General features: G+C 63.3%; 15 protein-coding genes. 13 read left to right on the top strand and 2 right to left on the bottom strand.

Going from position 1 to position 22,709, the window contains the following annotated elements:
- Positions 1-41 precede the first annotated feature (41 nt).
- A complete protein-coding gene (arcC, locus tag PG899_RS18245; RefSeq protein WP_077095480.1) occupies positions 42-974 on the top strand; it encodes a carbamate kinase in 933 nt (310 codons plus the stop codon).
- A 184-nt stretch (positions 975-1,158) separates the two neighbouring features.
- The gene (locus tag PG899_RS18250) at positions 1,159-2,082 is read left to right on the top strand and encodes a DMT family transporter (RefSeq protein WP_077095479.1); all 924 of its coding nucleotides are present in this window, start codon (positions 1,159-1,161) and stop codon (positions 2,080-2,082) included.
- Positions 2,083-2,150: 68 nt separating this feature from the next.
- Here PG899_RS18250 and yqeB read toward each other — a convergent pair whose 3' ends face one another.
- Both yqeB and yqeC read right to left on the bottom strand, forming a co-directional pair.
- A complete protein-coding gene (gene yqeB / locus PG899_RS18255; protein ID WP_077095478.1) occupies positions 2,151-3,743 on the bottom strand; it encodes a selenium-dependent molybdenum cofactor biosynthesis protein YqeB in 1,593 nt (530 codons plus the stop codon).
- A gap of 19 nt (positions 3,744-3,762) precedes the next feature.
- Positions 3,763-4,611 carry a selenium cofactor biosynthesis protein YqeC gene (gene yqeC / locus PG899_RS18260; protein ID WP_077095477.1) on the bottom strand — a complete coding sequence of 283 codons (849 nt, stop codon included), beginning with the start codon at positions 4,609-4,611 and terminating at the stop codon, positions 3,763-3,765.
- On the opposite strand from yqeC, the gene mocA reads away from it, so the two are divergent.
- The 11 genes from mocA to xdhC all read left to right on the top strand — a co-directional run bounded on the left by mocA (position 4,610) and on the right by xdhC (position 22,503).
- Entirely contained in the window at positions 4,610-5,245 is a 636-nt protein-coding gene (gene mocA, locus PG899_RS18265) for a molybdenum cofactor cytidylyltransferase (RefSeq protein ID WP_256821929.1), read from the top strand. The genes yqeC and mocA overlap by 2 nt on opposite strands.
- Before the next feature lie 420 nt (positions 5,246-5,665).
- A complete protein-coding gene (ygfK, locus tag PG899_RS18270) occupies positions 5,666-8,776 on the top strand; it encodes a putative selenate reductase subunit YgfK (protein ID WP_077095475.1) in 3,111 nt (1,036 codons plus the stop codon).
- Positions 8,777-8,806: 30 nt separating this feature from the next.
- A complete protein-coding gene (ssnA, locus tag PG899_RS18275; protein ID WP_190283597.1) occupies positions 8,807-10,135 on the top strand; it encodes a putative aminohydrolase SsnA in 1,329 nt (442 codons plus the stop codon).
- Between the two features lie 80 nt (positions 10,136-10,215).
- Positions 10,216-10,992 (top strand): molybdopterin-dependent oxidoreductase FAD-binding subunit, encoded by a 777-nt coding sequence (gene ygfM / locus PG899_RS18280; RefSeq protein ID WP_077095473.1) that lies wholly within the window; start codon positions 10,216-10,218, stop codon positions 10,990-10,992.
- Positions 10,989-13,886, top strand: coding sequence for a molybdopterin-dependent oxidoreductase Mo/Fe-S-binding subunit (locus tag PG899_RS18285; protein WP_218668657.1), 2,898 nt, complete (start codon positions 10,989-10,991; stop codon positions 13,884-13,886). Before ygfM ends, PG899_RS18285 begins: the two co-directional genes overlap by 4 nt.
- Positions 13,887-13,981: 95 nt before the next feature.
- The gene (locus tag PG899_RS18290) at positions 13,982-15,499 is read left to right on the top strand and encodes a nucleobase:cation symporter-2 family protein (protein WP_270697536.1); all 1,518 of its coding nucleotides are present in this window, start codon (positions 13,982-13,984) and stop codon (positions 15,497-15,499) included.
- A gap of 24 nt (positions 15,500-15,523) precedes the next feature.
- Positions 15,524-16,840, top strand: coding sequence for a guanine deaminase (gene guaD / locus PG899_RS18295; protein ID WP_077095471.1), 1,317 nt, complete (start codon positions 15,524-15,526; stop codon positions 16,838-16,840).
- 285 nt (positions 16,841-17,125) lie between these two features.
- Complete coding sequence (locus tag PG899_RS18300) at positions 17,126-18,502, top strand: NCS2 family permease (RefSeq protein ID WP_011706033.1); 1,377 nt, start codon at positions 17,126-17,128, stop codon at positions 18,500-18,502.
- 329 nt (positions 18,503-18,831) lie between these two features.
- Positions 18,832-21,150 (top strand): xanthine dehydrogenase molybdenum-binding subunit XdhA, encoded by a 2,319-nt coding sequence (gene xdhA, locus PG899_RS18305; protein WP_077095470.1) that lies wholly within the window; start codon positions 18,832-18,834, stop codon positions 21,148-21,150.
- Positions 21,143-22,021 carry a xanthine dehydrogenase FAD-binding subunit XdhB gene (gene xdhB, locus PG899_RS18310; protein WP_077095469.1) on the top strand — a complete coding sequence of 293 codons (879 nt, stop codon included), beginning with the start codon at positions 21,143-21,145 and terminating at the stop codon, positions 22,019-22,021. Before xdhA ends, xdhB begins: the two co-directional genes overlap by 8 nt.
- Positions 22,018-22,503 (top strand): xanthine dehydrogenase iron sulfur-binding subunit XdhC, encoded by a 486-nt coding sequence (xdhC, locus tag PG899_RS18315; protein ID WP_077095468.1) that lies wholly within the window; start codon positions 22,018-22,020, stop codon positions 22,501-22,503. Before xdhB ends, xdhC begins: the two co-directional genes overlap by 4 nt.
- The last annotated feature ends 206 nt before the right edge of the window (positions 22,504-22,709 follow it).

The raw sequence follows: 22,709 nt of genomic DNA on the forward strand, positions 1-22,709 counted from the left end.
CCGGTATCGCGCCGGCTTGTCCCATCACTGGAGATAACAAGATGAAACAGCGAATCGTACTGGCCCTTGGTGGCAATGCGCTGGGCAACAACCTGCCCGAGCAGATGAAGGCGGTGCAGAGCACGGCGGGCACCATTGCCGACCTGATCGCCCAGGGGCACGAGGTGGTGGTGACTCACGGCAACGGCCCTCAGGTGGGGATGATCCAGCAGGCGTTCGAGGTGGCGGCCCGCCACGATCCCAAGGCGCCCCATCTGCCCATGTCGGTCTGCGTGGCCCTGAGCCAGGGGTACATCGGCTATGACCTGCAAAACGCCCTGCGCGAGGCCCTGCTTGAGCGCGGCATCCATAAGCCGGTCGCCACCCTGGTGACCCAGGTGGAGGTGGATAAAAACGATCCCGCCTTCCTCGACCCGAGCAAGCCCATCGGTGGCTTCTTCAGCAAGGAGGAGGCTGAGGCGCTGATGGCCAAGGGCGAGCGACTCAAGGAGGATGCCGGTCGCGGCTATCGCCGGGTGGTGGCGTCCCCCAAACCCATTGACATCATCGAGAAAGAGACCGTCTCTGCCATGCTGGCCGCCGGTCAGGTGGTGATCACCGTCGGGGGTGGCGGCATTCCGGTGCTGCGCGAGGGCAATCACCTGCGCGGTGCCAGTGCGGTGATCGACAAGGATTGGGCCAGTGCCAGACTGGCGGAGCTCATTGACGCCGACATGCTGATCATCCTTACCGCGGTAGAGAAGGTCGCCATCAACTTCGGCAAGTCCGATGTGCAGTGGCTCGATCAGCTGAGCGTCGCCGATGCCAACAGCTTTATCGCTCAGGGGCAGTTTGCCAAGGGCTCCATGTTGCCCAAGGTGGAGGCGGCGCTCTCGTTCGCCACCTCCATGCCGGGGCGCAAATCCCTGATCACCCTGCTGGAGAAGGCCGCCGACGGCATTGCCGGCAAGACTGGGACCCTGATCAGCCTGTAGCCTCGCCTTTGATGGTTGCAAACAGGGGGCCCAAGGCCCCCTTTCTGTTGGCCGGTGCCAGGGATTGGCAGAGGGAAGCATGGGCCGGCCAGCTCTTATCCGCGGTGGGCAGGGGGACGGCAGAGGAGTAAGATGGCGCCCCGAATGGCGGACGCACCGACCGCAGCAGCAACAAGGCAGCACAATGAATAGCAAGTTGAACATGGCGGCGCTGGGGGGATTGATCCTGCTCACCGCCATCTGGAGTTACAGCTGGATCGTGATGAAGCAGGTGATGCTCTATGCGGGGGCGTTCGAGTTCACCGCCCTGCGCTGCCTGTGCGGATCCCTGGTGTTGCTGCTGGTGCAGTGCCTGCGCGGACGCCGTTATCTCAAACCCACCCCGTTTCGCTATACCCTCGCCATCGCCCTGTTCCAGACCTGCGGCATGGTGGGATTGGCCCAGTGGGCGCTCATCAGCGGCGGGGCGGGCAAGGTGGCTATTCTGAGCTACACCATGCCGTTCTGGGTGGTGATCTTCGCAGCGCTCTTTCTGGGGGAGCGGATGCGCAAGCTGCACTATCTGGCGGTCGGGGTGGCCGCCTGCGGCCTGCTGTTGGTGATCGAGCCCTGGCAGCTACACCTGGATTCCATGAAGAGCGCGCTGCTGGGCATTGCCTCCGGCATCTGCTGGGGGATCAGCGCCATCATCGCCAAGCGGATGTATGCCCGCCACCCCGGGGTGGATCTGATGTCCCTCACCACCTGGCAGATGATCTACGCCACCGTGGTGATGGCATTGGTGGCGGCGCTGGTGCCGGAGCGACCCATCGACTGGCAGCCCTATGTGTTTGGTGCGCTCGCCTATAGCGCCATCTTCGCCACGGCGCTGGCCTGGAGCCTCTGGCTGTTTGTGCTGAAAAAGCTGCCGGCGGGGATCGCCGGGCTCAGCACCCTGGCGGTGCCGGTGAGCGGCGTGCTGCTCTCCTGGTGGCTGCTTGGTGAAAATCCGGGGCCGGTGGAGGGGAGTGGCATTGGCCTTATCGTGCTGGCCTTGGTCGTCATCAGCCGAAAGGGCAAACGTTCCCTGGTGTCGGTGGCGGGGGAGACCCGCATCAAGCACGGCTGAGTTGATTGTCGGCAACGAGATAAAAAGGGCCCGCCATCATGGCGGGCCCTTTTTGTTGGTGCGCTGGCTTATCTGCGCTGGGCCAGATGCATCATGGCTTCCAGCACGGCGCCACCGATCGCTCGCGCCTTGTCAGAGACGGTAGTGGGATCGGCCCGCTCGCCTCTGGGGTCGATGTCACCGATCTTGAAACCGACGGTCACCTCGATGCCATCGCTGAGCAGCCCCCGCACCATGCCGGAGAGCGGCGCTATGATGGGAGCATCCCCCACGTGGGCGATCACGTCCCCCTCCTGCACCAGATCGCCGAGCTTGATCAGGCTCTTCATCACGCCGGCGACGGGGGCGCGCACCACCCGGCGGGCGGAGTGCCCCTCGATCACCCCGGGAATGCCGGTATTGGGCTGGGCGGGGCCCTGATAGATGACCCGCCCCAGATGGTGGCCACGGTTGGTCTCGATGACCGCATCGCAGTCGCGCCCCGCCTCGAAACCCGGGCCAAGGGCCACCGTGATGGGGGCCATCTCCCTGTGGGTGCCGAGATTCTGCTTGGCGAGGATGGCATCCACCAGATAGCGGGGCTTGAGTTCGGCGAGGGTCGCGCAGTCGGGGTCAACCAGCAGCGGAATGACGCCCAGATCCAGCTGCTCGAACGCCTGCTCGACGCTCTCGACCCGCTTGGCTCGCACCCCCTCAACGCGGGTTTCACCGTCGAACATCCCCTGGGCGAAGGCGACGGTGCGGCGGATCACAGTCGGCTTGTCGAGATCCAGCATCACCACCTTGAAGCCGGCATGGTAGAGGCGCAGCGCCACCCCGGTGGCGATATCGCCGGAGCCACGCATCACCACCAGCTGATCCCGCTTGAGGCGCACGTCATCCTGCATCAGGCCACCGGCCTTGCCATTTTTCACCTGCAGCAGCTCGGCGAGGATGCTGATGGCGATCTCCTCGGGGGTCTCGGCACCTATGTTGTAGCCGATGGGGGCGTGCAGCCGCTGCAGTTGCTCCTGACTCACCCCTTGCTGGCGCAGGGCCTGGGTGAAGGTCTGTACCTTACGCTTGCTGGCGAGCAGCCCCAGGTAGGCGAGGGGACGGCTGATGAGCCGATCCAGCGCCTCCTTGTCCTGATGGTTGGTGGCGATGATGACGAAGTTGGCGGGTTCGATGGCAAGCTGCTCGATCACCGCGCTGATGGTATCGGCCTGCTGCAGATGGGTGCCGGCCGGGAAGCGATCTGGGCTGAGGCTCCCCTCGAAGCAATCCCCCACGTGGATGTCAAAGCCGAGCGGCGCCGCGGCATGGGCCAGTGCCCGGTTGACGTGGCCGGCGCCGATCAATACCAGCCGGGGGCGCAGGCCGTAGACGTCGATATAGACCGACATGGCGCCGCCGCAATCCGAGCCCACCGCATGTTCGCCGTTGCGGGCCATCCGGCCGTGGAAGATGCGCGGTTTGCGCTCGGCAATGGCGGCCATGGCTTCCTCGATCACCAGCCGCTCTATCATGCCGCCGCCGATGGTGCCGAGGATCCGGCCATCGGCCATCACCAGCATCTGGGCCTGATGGCGCGGGGTGGAGCCCCGGCTCTCGATGATCTGGGCCATGGCAAAGGGAGTGTTCTCCTGCTCCAGTCGGGCAGCGTGTGCAAACAGATTCATAAGGTACCTCGTATCATCCTTAACGGGTCAGTGACTGCGCGGCTTCGGAGGCAGGCCGACAGCAAACATGGTGAATGGCGCCGGGTTCACGCACGGCCCCCTGCCAGATGGCGTGGAGCTCGGGGTGGTGTTGCAGCAGGTTTATCAGGGCGGGCAGCCACTGCTGCTCATTTTGATAATCGCCATTGATAAACCAGACTCGGCGCGCCCCGGGCGGGGTGCCCTTGAACGCCCCCTCGGGGTGGGCGATGAGCCGATCAAACAGGGCCCAGTCGAGCCGTTCACCGGCCGCAATCCCGCACAGGGCCTGGAACTCGGCCCAGCGGTGGATCTGCGCCGGGTCGGCGCTGGCTCCCACCATGGCGCCGCCCACCAGGGCGATCACCCAATCACTGTGCTGAGGAATGCAAGGTTCGTGCAAAGCGGGCGCTTTCAATAACTTGTGATGGGCGCCGTCCGCCTCCACCAGGATGATGTCGAAGCGTTGCTGCCCCTTGAGCAGATCGATCTGCTGGGGGCTCGGCCCCACCGCCTTGCCGCTGGCCCGATCGAGGTGGCTGAACAGCACCAGCTGCATCGGTTCATCGGGCAGCGCCTGGCAGCGGGTCAGCTGACGGATGGGGTCGGCCTCGATCAGCAGGGTGCGCCGAGAGGAGGGGGCAGGCAGAAACATCCGGGTGCTGGTGGTGAGCAGCACCTTCTTGCCCTGTTGATGGAAATAGTCGGCCAGCCAGAAGAGGGTGCTGGTTTTCCCCCCGGCGCCGCAAAGACTAATTAAAGTGGTACGCCCATCAATATTTTCGGTGAGCGGGTTTAATACACTCTCGATATTTGGCGAGGTGAGCAGGATGGGTGATGAAATAGCCATGGAGACGACCGATGAAAATAGAGGCGCGGTCAGTGAGAAGCACTGGCATTCGCGCGAGCGGTGTGACTGCCTAATTACGGCGGCCGGGCTCTCATCACGAATGGGCGCGTGGAAATTGATGCTACCGTATCGCCAGAGCACGATTCTTGATGAGAGTCTCAAAAATGCCATGGTGCTGTGTGACCGGGTCATTCTGGTGGTGGGACATCGCGCCGATGAGCTGATCAGCCGCTACGCCAATCACCCCCGTATCCGGCTGGTACACAACCATGATTATGCACAGGGGCTTGGCAGCTCCATCCGTGCGGGGCTCGCCGCCTGTACCAGCGATCACCTCTTCGTGAGCCACGGCGATCTGCCCTGCATTCCCCCCGAGATATTCCGCACGCTCTGGCAGGCGCGGGGGGACGAGACCCTCTTTCCCTCCTATCAGGGGGAGGCGGGCCACCCCGTGCTGTTGCCCAGAGCCCTTGCCACCGCGCTGGCAGCAGCGCCTGCACAGGGTTCGGTGCGCCGCTGGCTGCTGGCGCACCCTCATCGATTCATCGAGGTGCAGAGCGACGCCATCCTGCAGGATGTGGATACCCCGGAGCGCTATCAGGCGCTGCTGGCAAACGAAGCATTCGAGCGCTGAACTGGTCGGCTGGCAGGGGCTTGCCCGGTCTTGGTTTGCATATTTATCCCCTTGTCGAACCCGTTATCAGGGACCTACAGCGGCCGTTATCATCCTGGCCGGCCTGATAATGGCGCTGGCCGCACTCTTTATCAAACTGATAGCGCGCCGCGCCAAAGTGAGATCATTTTTAGCCGTGAGGGCGGCGTTTCCATTATTTAAATTCGGTGTTGATAGCCACTCTCATTGTCGAAACTGGTATCGGCTTTCGATGTTTTATTAATTGGAGGTGCCTCACGTTTTTATGGCTGAAAAATAAAAAGATCCGGCGCTGGCCTGATTGTTGCTCTTGTCAGTTTCAAGGGGCTTTTTATGCGTGGTTGTGGATGGGCCCCATTTATTCACCCTGTCAATGAGCAGTGCCGCTGCAAGGAGATCAACATGGGCGATATTATGCGACCCGTTCCCTTCAAGAACCTTCTGGTCCGTATCTTCTCGGAATATAAAGCGAGTCAATCCATCTTCGGCATTCCCGCCGCGCAATTCTATCGCAAGCAGGACGAGCGCAAGATCAAGGTGTTCGGTGAAACCTGCGAGACTCCCATCGGCCCGGCAGCCGGCCCCCATACCCAGCTGGCCCAAAACATCGTCACCTCCTGGCTGACCGGCGGGCGCTTTATCGAGCTCAAGACGGTGCAGATCCTGGACCGTCTCGAACTGGAAAAGCCCTGCATCGATGCCGAAGACGAGTGCTTCAACACCGAGTGGTCCACCGAGTTCACCCTGCCCAAGGCGTTTGACGAGTACCTGAAAGCCTGGTTTGCCCTCTACCTGCTGGAAGAGGTGTTCGACCCGCGCCTCGACGGAGAGGCCAAATCCTTCATCTTCAACATGAGCGTGGGGTACAACCTGGATGGCATCAAACAGCCACCGATGCAGCAGTTCATCCACAGCCTGATGGATGCAAGCAGCAATCCGAAATTTGCCGAGTACCAGCAGGTGGTACGTGACCTCGTGGCCGACGAGCAGTTTATCGCTGAGCTGGGGCTGGGGGCGCACCGCGCTCGCCTGCAACAGCTGGCGGAGCGCATTCCGGCCGAGCTGGTGCACGGCGTCACCCTCTCCACCATGCACGGCTGCCCGCCCAACGAGATCGAGGCCATCTGCCGCTACATGCTGGAAGAGAAGGGGCTCAACACCTTCGTCAAATTGAACCCGACCCTGCTGGGCTACCCGCGGGTGCGCGAGATCCTCGATGCCTGTGGTTTTGATTACATCGGTCTGAGCGAAGCGTCGTTCGATCATGACCTCAAACTGGATCAGGCCAAGGCGATGCTGACCCGCTTGATGGCGCTGGGGGCCGAGAAGGGGCTCACCTTCGGGGTCAAGCTCACCAACACCCTCGGCACCATCAACCGCAAAGGGGCGCTGCCCGGCGACGAGATGTACATGTCCGGCCGTGCGCTGTTCCCGCTCTCCATCAACGTGGCCGCCGTGCTGTCCCGCGCCTTCGATGGCAAGCTGCCCATCTCCTACTCGGGCGGCGCCAGCAAGTTCAACATCAGCGATATCTTCGAGACCGGTATTCGTCCCATCACCATGGCCACCGACCTGCTCAAACCGGGTGGCTACCTGCGCCAGATTGAGTGCCTCAACGAGATCGACGCGTCCGATAGCTGGGCCATGACCCAGGTCGATGTCGAGAAGCTGGAAGCCCTTGCCGCCAAGGCCCTCACCATGGATTACACCCAGAAGGAGTGGAAGTCCGAGGATCGCATCGAAGTGGGTGGCGGCCTGCCGCTGACCGACTGCTACGTGGCGCCCTGCGTCACTGCCTGCGCCGTGCATCAGGATATCCCCGAGTACATTCGCCTGATGGGCGAGGGGGAGTATGTGGCTGCCCTTGAGCTGATTTATCAGCGCAACGCCTTGCCCGCCATCACCGGCCATATCTGCGATCACCAGTGCCAGTACAACTGCACCCGTCTTGATTACGACAGCCCGCTAAATATCCGCGAGCTCAAGAAAGTGGCGCTGGAGCGCGGCTGGGAAGGGTACAAGGCTCGCTGGCACAAACCGGCAGGCAGCGGTGACAAGCACCCGGTGGCGGTGATTGGCGCCGGCCCGGCCGGTCTCTCAGCCGGTTACTTCCTGGCCCGTGCCGGTCATCCGGTCACTCTGTTCGAGCGTGAAGCCGATGCCGGTGGCGTGGTCAAACACATCATCCCCGAGTTCCGGATCCCGGCCGAGCTTATCCAGCACGACATCGACTTTGTCGCCGCCCACGGGGTCAAGTTCGAGTTTGGCTGCGATCCGGCGCTCACCGTCGACAAGCTGCACGCCCAGGGCTTTACCTATGTCTTCGTCGGCATCGGCGCCGACAAGAATGGCGGCATGCGTCTCGAAGGGGGTCATGATCGGGTCTACAAATCCTTCCACTTCCTGCGCAGCTTCAATCAGGGCAAGCCGCTGCCGCTGGGCCGCCATGTGGCTGTGGTCGGCGCCGGCAACACCGCCATGGACTGCGCCCGCGCCGCCCTCAAGGTGCCCGGTGTCAGCGATGTGACCGTTATCTACCGTCGCAGCGAAAAAGAGATGCCCGCCTATCGCGAGGAGTATCTGGAAGCGGTGGAAGATGGGGTGCGTTTTTGCTTCCTCACCAATCCGGAGCGCTTTGACAAAGATGGCAAGCTTGTCGTGCGGATGATGGCGCTGGGGGAACCCGACGAGCAGGGCCGCCGCCGTCCGGTGCCCACCGAGCAGACCGAAGTGATGCAGATGGATGCCCTGATCACCGCCATCGGTGAACAGCCTGACTGCGAGGTGCTCAAAGCCATGGGGATTCCTCTTGGCAGCGATGGCTGGCCCGAGGTGGATGGCCAGACCGGCGAAACCAGCCGTCGCAACGTCTTCCTCATCGGTGACGTGCAGAGCGGCCCGTCCTCCATCGTCGGTGCCATCGGCGGTGCCCGCCGCGCCGTGGATCTGGTGCTGGCCCGCGAGCATATCGCCAGCCAGCAGCGTGACGTGACCACCCAGCCGTCGGGCAAGGATGAGATCTACCGCCGCAAAGGAAACATCGCCATCACTCTGGTGGACAAGGGGGAGCGCGATGCCTTCGTGGCGCAAGAGGCGCACCGTTGCCTCGAGTGCAACTACCTCTGCAGCAAGTGCGTGGATGTCTGCCCCAACCGGGCCAACGTCGCCATCGCGGTGCCGGGCTTCAAGGACCAGTTCCAGACCCTGCACCTAGATGCCTACTGCAACGAGTGCGGCAACTGCGCCCAGTTCTGCCCCTGGCAGGGCAAGCCCTATCAGGACAAGGTCACCATCTTCAGCCTGCCGGAGGACTTCGACAACAGCCGCAATCCCGGTTTCTATCTGGCGGATGGTGGCGAACTGCGGGTGCGTCAGGATGGCGAGACCTATCGCCTGACCATCGACGCCCAGAGCCGGATCAAGGATGCACCAGCGGCCCTTGGCGACATGTGCCGCATCATCAGCCATGTCCACGCTCATCACCACTACCTGCTGGGGGCCGTCGAGGCCTGAGCGGACCACGAATAAGCGAAGGAGCCAACCATGTTTATTCTGAAAAACGTCACCGCCGTCCAGCTGGAGCCGACCCTGGTGCTGGAGGGGGTGGATATCGCCATCGAAGGATCGCTTATCAAAGCGGTGGGGCCCAATCTGCGGGCCCTCTACCCAGAGGCCACCTATCGGGAGATGGGCGGCAAGCTGGTGATGCCTGGCATCGTCTGTGCCCACAACCACTTCTACTCCGGCCTGTCGCGGGGGATCATGGCCAACATCGCCCCTTGCCCGGATTTTATCTCCACCCTGAAAAACCTCTGGTGGCGGCTCGATCGGGCGCTCGATGAGGAGTCCCTCTACTACAGCGGTCTCATCTGCTCGCTGGAGGCGATCAAGGGCGGCTGCAGCGCGGTGATCGACCACCACGCGTCGCCCAACTTCATCAAAGGCTCCCTGAACGTACTGCGCAAAGGGTTTGTGGAGGCGGGTCTGCGCGGCATGACCTGCTTCGAGACCACGGATCGCAACGGCGGCCTCGCCGAACTGCAGGCCGGGGTGGAGGAGAACATCCTGTTTGCGCAGGCCATTGATGCCGCCAAGGCCAAGGGGAGCGAACCCTATCTGGTGGAGGCCCACATCGGCGCTCACGCCCCCTTCACCGTGCCCGACGAGGGGCTCGCCATGCTGCGCGAAGCGGTGCAGGTCACCGGTCGCGGTCTGCATATCCATGTGGCGGAAGACCGCTACGACATGGCCCACGGCCACCACCACCATGGCAAGGAGCCCATCGCCCGGCTGGACGAGTTTGGCCTTGTCGACAGCAAGACCCTGATCGCTCACGGCATTTACTTAAGCCCGGCCGACATCGAGCTGCTCAACAGCCGCGATGCCTTCCTGGTGCACAACGCCCGCTCCAACATGAACAACCACGTGGGCTACAACATGCACCTGCCGGAGTATCGCAATCTGGCGCTCGGCACCGATGGTATCGGCTCCGACATGCTCGAAGAGCTCAAGTTTGCCTATTTCAAGCACAAGGATGCCGGCGGGGCGCTCTGGCCAGACAGCTTTGCCCGCTTCCTCTGGAACGGCAACACCTTGCTTGAGCGCAACTTCGGCGCCAAATTTGGCCGCCTGGAGCCGGGCTACAAGGCCGACCTCACCATCTGCGACTACGCCGCACCGACCCCGCTGGCACCGCGCAACCTCGGCGGCCATCTCGCCTTTGGCATGGGCTCATCCTCGGTCAACAGCGTGATGGTAGAGGGGCGCATGGTCTATCAGGATCGCGAGTTCGCCTTTGACGTCGAACCCATTTATCAGCAGGCCAGCAAGGTGGCGAGCCGCCTGTGGCAGCGGATGGATCAGCTGGCCTGAGGCCACCCTCCGCACGTTTGGACTGGATTGCCCGCCCTGTGGATTTTCCCGGCGGCGGGCAGCAAGAGTAAGGACGACACATGATTGAGCAATTCTTCCGACCCGAGCAACTGGGTCAGGCTTTGGAACTCAAGGCCCGCTTTGGCAACGACGCCGTCTACATGGGGGGCGGCAGCAAGCTCAACGCAGCCCCGACCCGCACCGACAAGAAGGTCGCCATCTCGCTGGACAAGCTCGGACTTGGCCAGATTGAGCAGCAGCACGGTCAACTCCACATCGGCGCTACCGTCACCCTGCAAGCCCTCAAAGATGACCCTCGTACCCCGGCCGCCCTGTGCGAGGCGCTGGGGCTTGTCTACTCCCGCCATCTGCGCAATCAGGCCACCATTGGCGGCGAAATTGCCTGCCAGCAGCAGGACTCCCCGCTGCTGCCGGTATTGCTGGTACTCGAAGCCGTGGTGGTGCTGGAGAACAACCAGCTGCAACCCATCGATGCCTACCTGGCCGGCCAGCGCAAGGAGCTGATGCTGGGGGTGGTGCTGCCGGAGCCCGCGCTGCGCTGCGCCACTCGCCGCATCAGCCGCAACGCCGATGGTCTGGCGGTGATGACCGCCGCCGTGGCCCTCGATGCCCTGGGTGAGATGCGGGTCGCCGTTGCTGGCGTTACGCCGCAACCGATGCGCCTGCGTGATGTGGAGCGCCGCGATCTGCACGATGCCGCGCTGGAGGCGGCCGTGAGCGAGCTGGTTGCACCGCGCGAGGATCTCGGCGGCAGCGTGGCCTACAAACGCTATATCAGCGGCGTGGTGGTGGCGGATCTGCTGGTGGAGTGCCAGCAGCAGGAGGTACAGGCATGATGGAACTCAATTTCACCCTGAACGGTGCCCTGCGCACCGTCATCACCCCGGCGGGTGAGAATGCCCAGCGGGTGCTGTTCAACCAGTGCCGGATGCACTCGGTGCGCAACAGTGACGACGGCTTCGGTTTTGCTGGCTCCGACGCCATCCTCTTCAACGGCAAGGTGATCAACGCCTCCCTGCTGATCGCCGCACAACTGGATGGGGCGCAGGTGCGCACCGCCGAGTCACTGGGTAGCTGGAACCAGCTCAGCCTGGTGCAGCAGGCCATGGTGGATGTGGGCGTGGTGCAGTCCGGCTACAACGATCCGGCTGCGGCGCTCATCGTCACCGACCTGCTTGATCGCCATCCCGAACCGACCCGTGATCAAATCGACGACGCGCTCTCGGGCCTGTTTCACCGGGACGGCGGTTACCAGCAGTTCTATCAGGCCATCGAGCTTGCCAGCTCGCGCCTCAAGGATCCCGATTACCTGTGCCAGATTGCCCCCGAGTTTCGTGACGACCTGCGCCACATCGGCAAGAGCTGCCCGAAAGTGGATGCTGCCAAGATGGTGCAGGCCAAACCCTGCTACGTGGAGGACAGGGTCAGCGAGGATGCGCTGGTCATCAAGATGCTGCGAAGCCCCCATCCCCATGCGGTGATCACCAAACTCGACGTGAGTCGCGCCGAAGCCATGCCGGGGGTGGTGCACGTCATCACTCACCTCAACTGCCCGGATGTCTACTACACCCCGGGTGGCCAGAGCGCCCCTGAGCCGTCACCGCTGGATCGCCGCATGTTTGGCCGCAAGCTGCGTCACGTGGGTGATCGGGTGGCCGCCGTGGTGGCCGAGAGCGAAGCCATCGCATTGGCCGCACTCAAGCTCATCGAGGTCGAGTATCAGGTATTGCCGGCGGTCATGAACATAGACGAGGCGATGGCCCCCAATGCACCCCTGGTGCACGACGAGCCCATCATCTACATGGCTGGTGCCCCTGCGGATCTCGAGCAGCAGAACGCCTGCTCGGTGCGCCGCGGCGACGAGCACATGATCATCAACTTCCCCATCGGTTCCCGTCCGCACGAGAACCTGGCCGCCAGCGTCCATGGCCAGATTGGCGATGTGGCAGAAGGCTTTGCCGAGGCAGACGAGATTGTCGAACGTACCTACGAATCGACCCAGGCCCAGCAGTGCCCGACCGAGCCGCATATCTGCTTCACCTACATGGATGGGGAGCGTCTGGTCATTCACGCCTCCACCCAGGTGCCCTGGCACGTGCGCCGTCAGGTGGCACGCATCGTCGGCATGAAGCAGCACCAGGTGCATGTGATCAAGGAGCGGGTAGGGGGCGGCTTTGGCTCCAAGCAGGATATCCTGCTGGAAGAGGTGTGCGCCTGGGCGACCAGAGTCACCGGCCGTCCGGTTACCTTCCGCTACACCCGTGAAGAGGAGTTCATCAGCAACACCTCCCGCCATGTGGCCAAGGTAAAGGTGAAAGTGGGGGCCAAGAAAGATGGCACCATCACCGCCATCGAGATGGATTTTCGCGCCAACACCGGCCCTTACGGCAACCACTCTCTGACGGTGCCGAGCAACGGCCCGGCGCTCTCCCTGCCGCTCTATCCGTGCGAGAACGTGCGCTTTACCGTCAATACCTACTACAGCAACATCTGCCCGACCGGCGCCTATCAGGGTTATGGTGCGCCCAAGGGCAACTTCGCGCTGACCATGGCGATTGCCGAACTTGCCGAGAAACTCGGCATCGATCAGCTCGACATGGTGGAGCACAACCGGGTGCACGAAGGGGACATCCTCAAGGTGCTGGGTGCCATCGGCGAGGGCAAGATGCCTACCTCGGTGCCCCATGCGGCCAGCTGTGCCCTTGAACCCATCCTCAAGCAGGGTCGCGAACTTATCGAGTGGGATAGCCCCAAACCCGCCGACGGGGATTGGCGCATCGGCCGTGGCGTCGCCATCATCATGCAAAAATCGGGGATCCCGGACATCGATCAGGCCAACTGCATGGTCAAGCTGGAATCGGACGGCACCTTTATCGTCCACTCCGGTGGCGCCGATATCGGCACCGGCCTCGATACAGTGGTGGCCAAGCTGACTGCCGAGGTGCTGCACTGCCCGCTCGGGGATGTGCACGTCATCTCCGGTGACACCGACCACGCCCTGTTTGACAAGGGGGCCTACGCCTCGTCAGGTACCTGCTTCTCCGGCAACGCGGCCAAGAAGGCGGCCGAGAACCTCAAGGAGAAGATCCTGTTCCACGGCGCCGCCATGCTGGGCGAGCCGGTAGCCGATGTTGAACTGGCGTTCCCGGGCCTGGTGCGCGGCAAGCTGGGGGAGGTGAGCCTCGCCAAGCTGGCCCACAAGGCCGAGACAGGTACCGGCTTCGGCATCCTGGTGGGCACCGCCAGCTACATCACCTCGGAGCTTGCCTTCCCGTACGGGGCCAACTTCGCCGAGGTGGCGGTCAACGTCAGAACCGGTCAAATCCGGCTCGACAAGTTCTACGCCCTGCTCGACTGCGGCACCCCCATCAACCCGGAGCTGGCGCTCGGCCAGATCTACGGGGCGACCATGCGGGCCATCGGTCACTCCCTGACCGAGGAGATCTGCTACGACGGCAAGGGCATTCCGCTCACCCGGGATCTGAAGAGCTATGGCGCGCCCAAGATTGGCGACATTCCGCGCGATTTTCGGGCCTTCCTGGTACCGAGTGACGACAAGGTCGGCCCTTACGGCGCCAAGTCCATCTCGGAGATCGGTGTCAACGGCGCCGCGCCCGCCATCGCCACCGCCATCCACGACGCCTGCGGTGTCTGGCTGCGCAAGTGGCACTTCACGCCGGAGCAGATCCTGCGCGAACTGGGCAAGCTGGAGCAACAAGCGTCGGCATAACAAAAGAAAAGGTGAGGGGCGGGCGCAGGCTCGCCCCCAGCACCTGACAGCGGAATGAGTACTCCGCCCATATTCTGTGTGATGGGACAATCAAGATGTCTAAAACAATACGCAAGCACTCGGACCTGATTTACGCGCTCGAAGACAAACCACCCTTTTACCAAACCCTGATGGGGGCCGTGACCCACCTGCTGGCCATCTTTGTGCCCATGGTGACGCCGGCCCTGATCGTGGGCGGGGCCCTCGGCCTCTCCACCGAGACCACAGCCTACCTGGTCTCCATGGCGATGATCGCCTCCGGCATCGGCACCTGGCTGCAGGTGAACCGTTACGGCCCCATAGGATCGGGGCTGCTCTCCATCCAGTCGGTCAACTTCTCCTTCGTCACCGTGATGATTGCGCTTGGCAGCGCCATGAAAAAAGATGGCCTGCACGAGGAGCTGATCGTCTCGACCCTGCTCGGGGTCTCCTTCGTCGGCGCCTTCCTGGTGATGGGCTCCTCCTTCGTGCTGCCTTATCTCAAGCGGGTGATCACCCCCACCGTGAGCGGGGTGGTGGTGCTGATGATTGGCCTGAGCCTCATCAAGGTGGGGATCATCGACTTTGGCGGCGGTTTCTCCGCCATGAGCAGCGGCACCTTTGGCAAATACGAGAACATCGGCCTGGGGCTGCTGGTGCTCTGCGTCATCGTCGCCTTCAACTGCAGCAAGAGCCCCTTGCTTCGCATGAGCGGCATCGCCATCGGCCTGCTGGTGGGCTATGCGGTGGCCCTGATGCTCGGCATGGTTGATTTCTCCGCCCTTGAGAACCTGCCGCTTATTACTGTGCCCATCCCGTTCAAGTACGGTTTTTCCTTCGATCTGCACGCCTTCGTGCTGGCCGGCACCATCTATCTGTTGAGCGTGCTGGAGGCGGTGGGGGACATCACCGCCACCGCCATGGTTTCCCACCGGCAGATCCAGGGCCCCGAGTTCCAAAAACGGCTCTCCGGCGGCGTGCTGGCGGACGGCCTGGTGTCGGTGATCGCCTCGGCGCTCGGCTCCCTGCCGCTCACCACCTTCGCCCAGAACAACGGCGTCATCCAGATGACCGGGGTGGCCTCGCGCCACGTGGGCAAGTTCATCGCCGTCATCCTGGTGCTGCTGGGGCTCTTCCCTGTTGTGGGACGCTTCTTCACCACCATCCCATCCCCTGTGATGGGGGGCGCCATGGTCATCATGTTCTCCATGATCGCCATCGCCGGCGGTCGCATCATCATCAGCCATGGTTTCGATCGGCGCGAGACCCTGATCGTCGCCACCTCCCTGGGTCTTGGGCTTGGTGTCTCCTACGACCCGAACGTGTTCAAGGTGCTGCCGGCGGGGATCTACATGCTGGTGGAGAACCCCATCTGCGCCGGCGGCATCACTGCCATCATCATGAACCTGGTGCTGCCGCAAAGCCGCAGACGCCAGGCGGCCGCCAATGCCGCCGAGGCGGTGGAGATGATCCAGCTGAGCGACAAACCCGACAGCCGTTTTGCCACCCGGCCCGCTCCGTCAGCCACAGCCTGCCAACAGGGGCTGGCGACGGACGAGGCCCAGGTGCGCGCCCCGCAAGTGGATCGCGGCTAACGAACAACAAGAGGGAATTGAGAGATGAAAAACGACAACTCCGTCAAGGCGGTGCGTGGCAGCTTCTTTGACATCACCCGGGTGGTGAGCCAGCCCGAGGAGATAGAGCCCAATGCCCGCCTCATCGAAGACGGCCTGCTGATCATCCGCAACGGCTGCATCGACTGGTTCGGCCAGTGGGAGGAAGGCAAGGATCGCATTCCGGCCCAGGTGCGGGTGCGCGACTATCGCGGCAAGATGATAGTGCCCGGCTTTGTCGACACCCACATCCACTACCCGCAAAGCGAGATGGTGGGGGCCTATGGTGAGCAGCTGCTGGAGTGGCTCAACCGCCACACCTTCCCGGCCGAGCGGCGCTACAACGACCTCGAGTACGCCCGCGAGATGTCCACCTTCTTCATCAAGCAGCTGCTGCGAAACGGCACCACCACGGCGCTGGTGTTCGGCACTGTCCACCCCGAGTCGGTGGATGCCCTGTTCGAGGCGGCCAGCCGCATCAACATGCGGATGATCGCCGGCAAGGTGATGATGGATCGCAACGCCCCCGACTATCTGCTCGATACCGCCGAGAGCAGTTATGAACAGAGCAAGGCGCTCATCGAGCGCTGGCACGGCAACGGTCGCTTGCTCTACGCCATCACGCCGCGCTTTGCCCCCACCTCGACCCCGGCGCAGCTGGCGATGGCGAGACGACTGCGCGAAGAGTACCCGACCACCTATCTGCACACCCACCTGTGCGAGAACAAGGACGAAATAGCCTGGGTCAAATCCCTCTTCCCAGAGCATCAGGGCTATCTCGACGTCTATCACCAGCACGGGCTGACCGGTCACAACTGCGTCTTTGCCCACTGCGTCCATCTGGAAGAGCAGGAGTGGGATTGCCTGAAAGAGACCAGCTCCACCATCGCGTTTTGTCCCACCTCCAATCTGTATCTGGGCAGTGGCCTCTTCAAGCTGCACAAGGCGTGGCACAAGCAGGTGAAGGTGGGGATGGGCACCGACATCGGTGCCGGTACAACCTTCAACATGCTGCAGACCCTCAACGAGGCCTACAAGGTGATGCAGTTGCAGGGCGAGCGCCTCTCGGCCTATCAGGCCTTCTACCTGGCCACCCTGGGCGGCGCCCATGCGCTCGGGCTGGACGAGCAGATCGGCAGCTTCGCGGTGGGCAAGGAGGCGGACTTCGTGGTGCTCGACCCGGTCGCCACCCCGCTGCAGCAACTGCGTTATGACAACTCCACCACCCTGCGCGACAAGCTGTTCGTGCTGCTGACCCTGGGGGATGACAGATCCATCTACCGCACCTACGTGGATGGTCAGCTGGTGCACGAGCGGGGCTGATCCGGTTTTCAAAGCAGAGGGGCGGGCATGCTCGCCCCGGGAACACGGCAGCAGGGGCCAGCGTGGCGCCTGCGCCGCACGACAGGCGGGGCGCTTGCCCCGCCACAGCAGGTGAAATGGCCCGGTTTTTTTAGATGGCAAGTCAAACGTTTGCCTTGCCTGCCAACCCCATGATGCCGGCGACCGTGGCAGCAGAGATCCACGGCACCGACCGCCATTTCGTCACGACACATTCAGGGATGCAGGAAGGAGTCGGCCATGAGCCAGACAAACAGGATAAACGAGATGGACGGGGCAGTTGCGGACAAGGGGGCGGCGGCGGGACGACAACCCGCCGGCGGCGCGCTCGATCGCTACTTCATGATCAGCGAGCGGGGCAGCAACGTGCGCCAGGAGGTGCTGGCGGGGCTCACCACCTTCCTCGCCATGGTCTATTCGGTGATCGTGGTGCCCAGCATGCTCGGCAAGGCGGGTTTTCCCCCCGGCGCCGTGTTCGTGGCCACTTGTCTGGTGGCGGGCTTTGGTTCGCTGCTGATGGGGCTTTGGGCCAAGCTGCCGATGGCCATCGGCTGCGCCATCTCGCTTACCGCCTTTACCGCCTTCAGCCTGGTGCTGGGGCAGCAGATCTCCATCCCGGTGGCGCTCGGCGCCGTCTTTCTGATGGGGGTGCTGTTTACCGCCATCTCGGTGACCGGGGTGCGCAGCTGGATCCTCGACAACCTGCCGATGGGGATCGCCCACGGCACCGGCATCGGGATCGGGCTCTTCCTGCTGCTGATCGCCGCCAACGGGGTGGGGCTGGTGATCAAGAACCCGCTGGAGGGGCTACCGGTGGCGCTGGGGGCCTTTACCTCCATGCCGGTCATCATGTCCCTCATCGGGCTGGCGGTCATCGTCGGGCTGGAGAAGCTTAAAGTTCCGGGCGGGATCCTGCTGGTGATCATCGCCATCTCCATTTTCGGCCTCATCTTCGATCCGGCGGTCAAGTACCAGGGGCTGTTCGCCATGCCGAGTCTCGCCGACGAACAGGGCAAGTCCCTCATCTTCAGCCTGGACATCATGGGGGCGCTCTCGCCGCTGGTGCTGCCAAGCGTGCTGGCGCTGGTGATGACGGCGGTGTTTGATGCCACCGGCACCATTCGCGCGGTGGCGGGGCAGGCCAACCTGCTGGACAAGGATGGCCACATCATCAACAGCGGCAAGGCGCTCAGCGCCGACTCCATCAGCAGCATCTTCTCCGGTCTGGTGGGGGCCGCGCCGGCCGCCGTCTACATCGAATCGGCGGCGGGCACGGCGGCAGGCGGCAAGACCGGCCTCACTGCCACCGTGGTGGGGGTCTTGTTCCTGCTGATGCTGTTCCTCTCGCCGCTCTCCTACCTGGTGCCGGCTTATGCCACCGCGCCGGCATTGATGTACGTGGGGCTGCTGATGCTGAGCAACGTCGCCCGGCTCGACTTCGATGACTTCGTCGGGGCCATGTCCGGCCTGCTGTGCGCGGTCTTCATCGTGCTCACCTGCAACATCGTCACCGGCATCATGCTGGGCTTCAGCGCCCTGGTGATCGGCCGCATCTGCTCGAAGGAGTGGCGCAAGCTCAACGTCGGCACCGTCATCATCGCCCTGGCGCTGGTGCTCTTCTACGCCGGCGGCTGGGCCATCTAGTCCGGATCATTTCCTTCTCTTGGCGGGGCCAGCCTCTCTTGGCCGGCCCCGCGCTGCAAACCGAACTCATACCATTTTGATAACGGGGCTTACCAGATTGATAACGCCGCCCGACACTGGCGCCGCCGCGTCCTCCATGGGCTGCAGCTGCGGGGCTGGTCACGGCCATGACGGAGAGCCTGATGGGCGCCGGATGGGATCTTCTTCACACTTCTTCCCTTTGCTCGCCGCCTTTGCCCCCCGGTTGGCCCGCCTTGCCGGAAACGGGCGCATATCTTGCTGTTTTTTATACCGGTTCTGATTTTTTCTGCCTGACAAAGGACTTGCATATGTCCATAGGATTACCGCTCAAGCGGGTGGATGCCGAGGCCAAGGTGACCGGCAGCGCCCGCTACACCGACGACAACATCATGCTCGGCATGCGCCACGCCAAGTACGTGCGAAGCCATATCGCCCACGGCAAGGTGCTCACCATCGATGCCAGCGAAGCGCTGGCGCTGCACGGGGTTGAAGCCGTGTTCACCCACGAGGATGTGCCCACCACCTGTTTTCGCACCGCCGGTCACGCCTGGTCCCTCGATGAGACCAAGCGGGATGTGAAAGACCGCCGCCTGCTCACCGACCATGTGCGTCACTTTGGCGATGGCGTCGCCATCGTCGTAGCCCGCGATCCGCTGGTGGCCGAGAAGGCCGCCGCCCTGGTCAAGGTGACCTACGAGCCGCTGCCGGTGATGACGGATGCGGCCAGCGCCCTGGCCGAGGGGGCTTATCCCATCCACCCAACCGGCAACCTGCTGCGCCAGAGCCAGATCCGGGCGGGAGAGCCGGAGCAGGCCATCGCCGCCGCCGACTTGCAGTTCAAGGGGCACTACCAGACGCCGGTGGTGCAGCACTGTCATCTGGAGACGGTGACCTGCTACGCCTACATGGATCAGCCGGACCACATCATCGTCGTCACCAGCACCCAGATCCCCCAGATTGTGCGCAGCCGGGTGGCCAAATCCCTCGGCTTGCCCTGGTCCAGCGTGCGGGTGATCAAGCCCTACATGGGCGGCGGTTTTGGCAACAAGCAGGATGTGCTGGAAGAGCCGATGGCGGCATTTTTGAGCTACAAGCTTGGCGGCGTGCCGGTCAAGGTGACCTTGAGCCGGGAGGAGTGCTTCTTTGCCTCGCGCACCCGCCACGGTTTTGCCATCGACGGCACCCTCGGTATCAACCGGGATGGCACCCTCAAGGGGTATCAGCTGAACGTGCTCTCCAACACCGGCGGCTATGCCTCCCACGGCCACTCCATCGCCAGCGCCGGCGCCAACAAGATAAGCTACCTCTATCCGCGCAGCGCCTTTGGCTATGACGCCAAAACCTTCTACAGCAACCTGCCCACCGCCGGTGCCATGCGCGGCTACGGCGCGCCCCAGGTGGTGTTTGCCCTCGAATGCATGCTGGATGACGCCTGCGCCGAGCTGGGACTGGATCCGCTTGCGGTACGCATCGCCAACGTGGCGCGCGAGGGGGATGTCAATCAGGTCAACCAGAAGACCATCTACAGCGCAGGGCTCCCTGAGTGTCTGCGCCGGGGTGGCGAGCAGTTCGAGTGGGAACGGCTCAAGGCCGAGTGTCTGGCGCAGGAACCGGCAAGTCGGGTACGCCGTGGTATCGGGGTGGCCTGTTTTAGCTACGGCTCCAACACCTATCCGGTAGGGGTCGAAATTGCCGGCGCCCGCATGCTGCTCAACCAGGATGGCACCGTCAATCTGCAGATCGGTGCCACCGAGATAGGGCAGGGCTCGGATACCGTCTTTGCCCAGATGGCGGCCCAGACCTTGGGCATTCCGTTTGAGCAGATCCGGGTCATCTCGACCCAGGATACCGACATCACCGCCTATGATCCGGGTTCGTTCGCCTCGCGCCAGAGCTATGTGGCGGCCCCCGCCATCCATCAGGCGGCGCTGCAGTTGCGGGCCCGCATCCTGTCGCTGGCGGCTCAGCTCTGCCATCAGGACGTGGGATCGCTGACCCTGATCGACGGTTACGTGGTGCTGGCGGGTGCGCCGGACAAGGTGCTCATCAGCGTCGCCGAGGTATCGGTCAACGCCTATTACCACCTCACCATCGGCGGCCAGATCACCTCGGAAGTCTCCCACAAGACCACCACCAACCCGCCGAGCTTTGGCTGCACCTTCGTCGATCTCAGTGTCGACATCGATCTCTGCAAGGTGACCATCAACCGCATCCTCAACCTGCACGATGCGGGCAAGATCCTCAACCCACAGCTGGCAGAGGGGCAGGTGCACGGCGGCATGGGGATGGGGATCGGCTGGTCGCTGTTCGAGGAGATGATCATCGACGCCAAGACCGGCGTGGTGCGCAACCCCAACCTGCTCGACTACAAGTTCCCCACCATGCTGGATTTGCCCGAGCTTGAATGCGACTTCGTGCAGACCTACGAGCCCCAGTCGGTCTATGGCCACAAGTCACTGGGGGAGCCGCCCATCATCTCGCCGGGCCCGGCGATCCGTAACGCCATTCGCATGGCGACCGGGGTCGCCATCAACGAGCTGCCCATCACCCCCAAGACCCTGTTTCGGGAGTTTGTCGCGGCGGGTCTGATTGGCGAGGGAGCAGGGGAGGAGCAACGCCATGTTTGATATTGCCCGTTATTACAAGGCCCACAGCGTGGCCGAGGCGGTCGCCCTGCGCCAGGCCGACCCCGAAGCGCGCCTGCTGGCTGGTGGCACCGATGTGATGATCCAGCTCCATCACCTCAACGCCGCCTATCGCCATATCGTCGATATTCACGACTTGCCTGAGCTCAAGGGGGTGAGCGAACTGGCTGACGGTTCTATTCGCATCGGTTCTGGCACCACCTTTACCGAGCTCATCGAAAACGAACTGGTGCAGCGCCGCCTGCCGATGCTGGCGGAAGCCGCCGCCACCATCGCCGGCCCGCAGATCCGCAACGTGGCCACCTATGGCGGCAACATCTGCAACGGCGCCACCAGTGCCGACTCGGCGGCGCCCACGGTCGCACTGGAGGCTGAGCTGGAGATCGCCGGCCCCGATGGCACGCGCCGCATTCCCATCGCCGGCTTTCACACCGGCCCGGGCAAGGTGGCGCTGCAACCGGCGGAGATCCTGGTGGCATTGCACTTTGCCCCGGACGCGCACCCCCAGGTGGGCTCCCACTACTTCAAATACGCCATGCGGGGGGCCATGGACATCGCCACCATCGGCTGCGCCGCCTATTGCCAGATTGAGGATGGTCACTTCAAGCGCCTGCGGCTGGCCTACGGCGTGGCGGCCCCGACGCCGGTGCGCACCCCGCACGCGGAAGCGGCGGCCGAGGGGCAACCGCTGACCCGGGCGACGTTGGCGGCCATTGCCGAGGCGGTGGGGGCCGACGTGGCGCCGCGCTCCTCCTGGCGGGCAGACAAAGAGTTTCGCCTGCACCTGATCAAAACCCTGGCGCAGCGGGTGATCACCTGCGCCGTCGAACGTGCCGGAGGCAAGATCCTATGATGCAACCGCAAAGCTGTCCCACTGTTGCGATCCAGTGCGAGATCAACGGCAAGCCTTACTCCTACGCGGTGTCGCCCACCATGTCGTTGCTTCACTTCCTGCGCGGGCAGGGGCTCATCAGCGTAAAAGAGGGGTGCAGTGTCGGTGAGTGCGGCGCCTGTACCGTGCGGGTGGATGGCACCGCCATCGACAGCTGCCTCTATCTGGCGGTGTGGGCCGATGGCAAATCCATTCGCACTGTGGAGGGGGAGCGGCAGGGCAATGAGCTCTCCGACGTGCAGCAGGCCTTTATCGACGAGGGGGCGGTGCAGTGCGGCTTTTGCACCCCGGGCCTCGTGATGGCGAGCGCCGCCCTGCTCGACAAGACAGATCGCCGTCCCTTGACCGACGCGGAGATCCGCCGCGGCCTGTCGGGGAATCTGTGTCGCTGCACCGGTTATCAGAACGTGGTACGGGCGGTGAAGAAGTGCTGCAAGGGGTGACGGGCTCACCCCTCGATTAGCCTCGCAAGCCGTCGTTCGGCAGCGAGGTGACAGCGCCTGAAATAGGCCGAGAGGTTATTTTCACCCCGCTGCTCAAGCGTGCATCCCGTTATTTCGGGCGGGCAGTGGGGGGCGTTGTTTCCCAAATCAGAGTGACCTGAATTGAACTTATGGTTGAGACGGTGATCTGATCACCAAATCCCTCT

It is taken from the genome of Aeromonas sp. QDB39 (assembly GCF_027707585.1).
GTDB lineage: Bacteria > Pseudomonadota > Gammaproteobacteria > Enterobacterales > Aeromonadaceae > Aeromonas > Aeromonas hydrophila.

Excerpts from the sequence above, each read along its gene's own strand:
- mocA (WP_256821929.1), top strand. The coding sequence starts at position 4,610 with ATGGAGACGACCGATGAAAATAGAGGCGCGGTCAGTGAGAAGCACTGG.
- yqeB (WP_077095478.1), bottom strand. The coding sequence starts at position 3,743 with ATGAATCTGTTTGCACACGCTGCCCGACTGGAGCAGGAGAACACTCCC.
- ygfK (WP_077095475.1), top strand. The coding sequence starts at position 5,666 with ATGGGCGATATTATGCGACCCGTTCCCTTCAAGAACCTTCTGGTCCGT.
- PG899_RS18300 (WP_011706033.1), top strand. The coding sequence starts at position 17,126 with ATGGACGGGGCAGTTGCGGACAAGGGGGCGGCGGCGGGACGACAACCC.
- xdhA (WP_077095470.1), top strand. The coding sequence starts at position 18,832 with ATGTCCATAGGATTACCGCTCAAGCGGGTGGATGCCGAGGCCAAGGTG.
- yqeC (WP_077095477.1), bottom strand. The coding sequence starts at position 4,611 with ATGGCTATTTCATCACCCATCCTGCTCACCTCGCCAAATATCGAGAGT.
- xdhB (WP_077095469.1), top strand. The coding sequence starts at position 21,143 with ATGTTTGATATTGCCCGTTATTACAAGGCCCACAGCGTGGCCGAGGCG.
- guaD (WP_077095471.1), top strand. The coding sequence starts at position 15,524 with ATGAAAAACGACAACTCCGTCAAGGCGGTGCGTGGCAGCTTCTTTGAC.
- PG899_RS18290 (WP_270697536.1), top strand. The coding sequence starts at position 13,982 with ATGTCTAAAACAATACGCAAGCACTCGGACCTGATTTACGCGCTCGAA.
- xdhC (WP_077095468.1), top strand. The coding sequence starts at position 22,018 with ATGATGCAACCGCAAAGCTGTCCCACTGTTGCGATCCAGTGCGAGATC.
- PG899_RS18250 (WP_077095479.1), top strand. The coding sequence starts at position 1,159 with ATGAATAGCAAGTTGAACATGGCGGCGCTGGGGGGATTGATCCTGCTC.
- ssnA (WP_190283597.1), top strand. The coding sequence starts at position 8,807 with ATGTTTATTCTGAAAAACGTCACCGCCGTCCAGCTGGAGCCGACCCTG.
- arcC (WP_077095480.1), top strand. The coding sequence starts at position 42 with ATGAAACAGCGAATCGTACTGGCCCTTGGTGGCAATGCGCTGGGCAAC.
- ygfM (WP_077095473.1), top strand. The coding sequence starts at position 10,216 with ATGATTGAGCAATTCTTCCGACCCGAGCAACTGGGTCAGGCTTTGGAA.
- PG899_RS18285 (WP_218668657.1), top strand. The coding sequence starts at position 10,989 with ATGATGGAACTCAATTTCACCCTGAACGGTGCCCTGCGCACCGTCATC.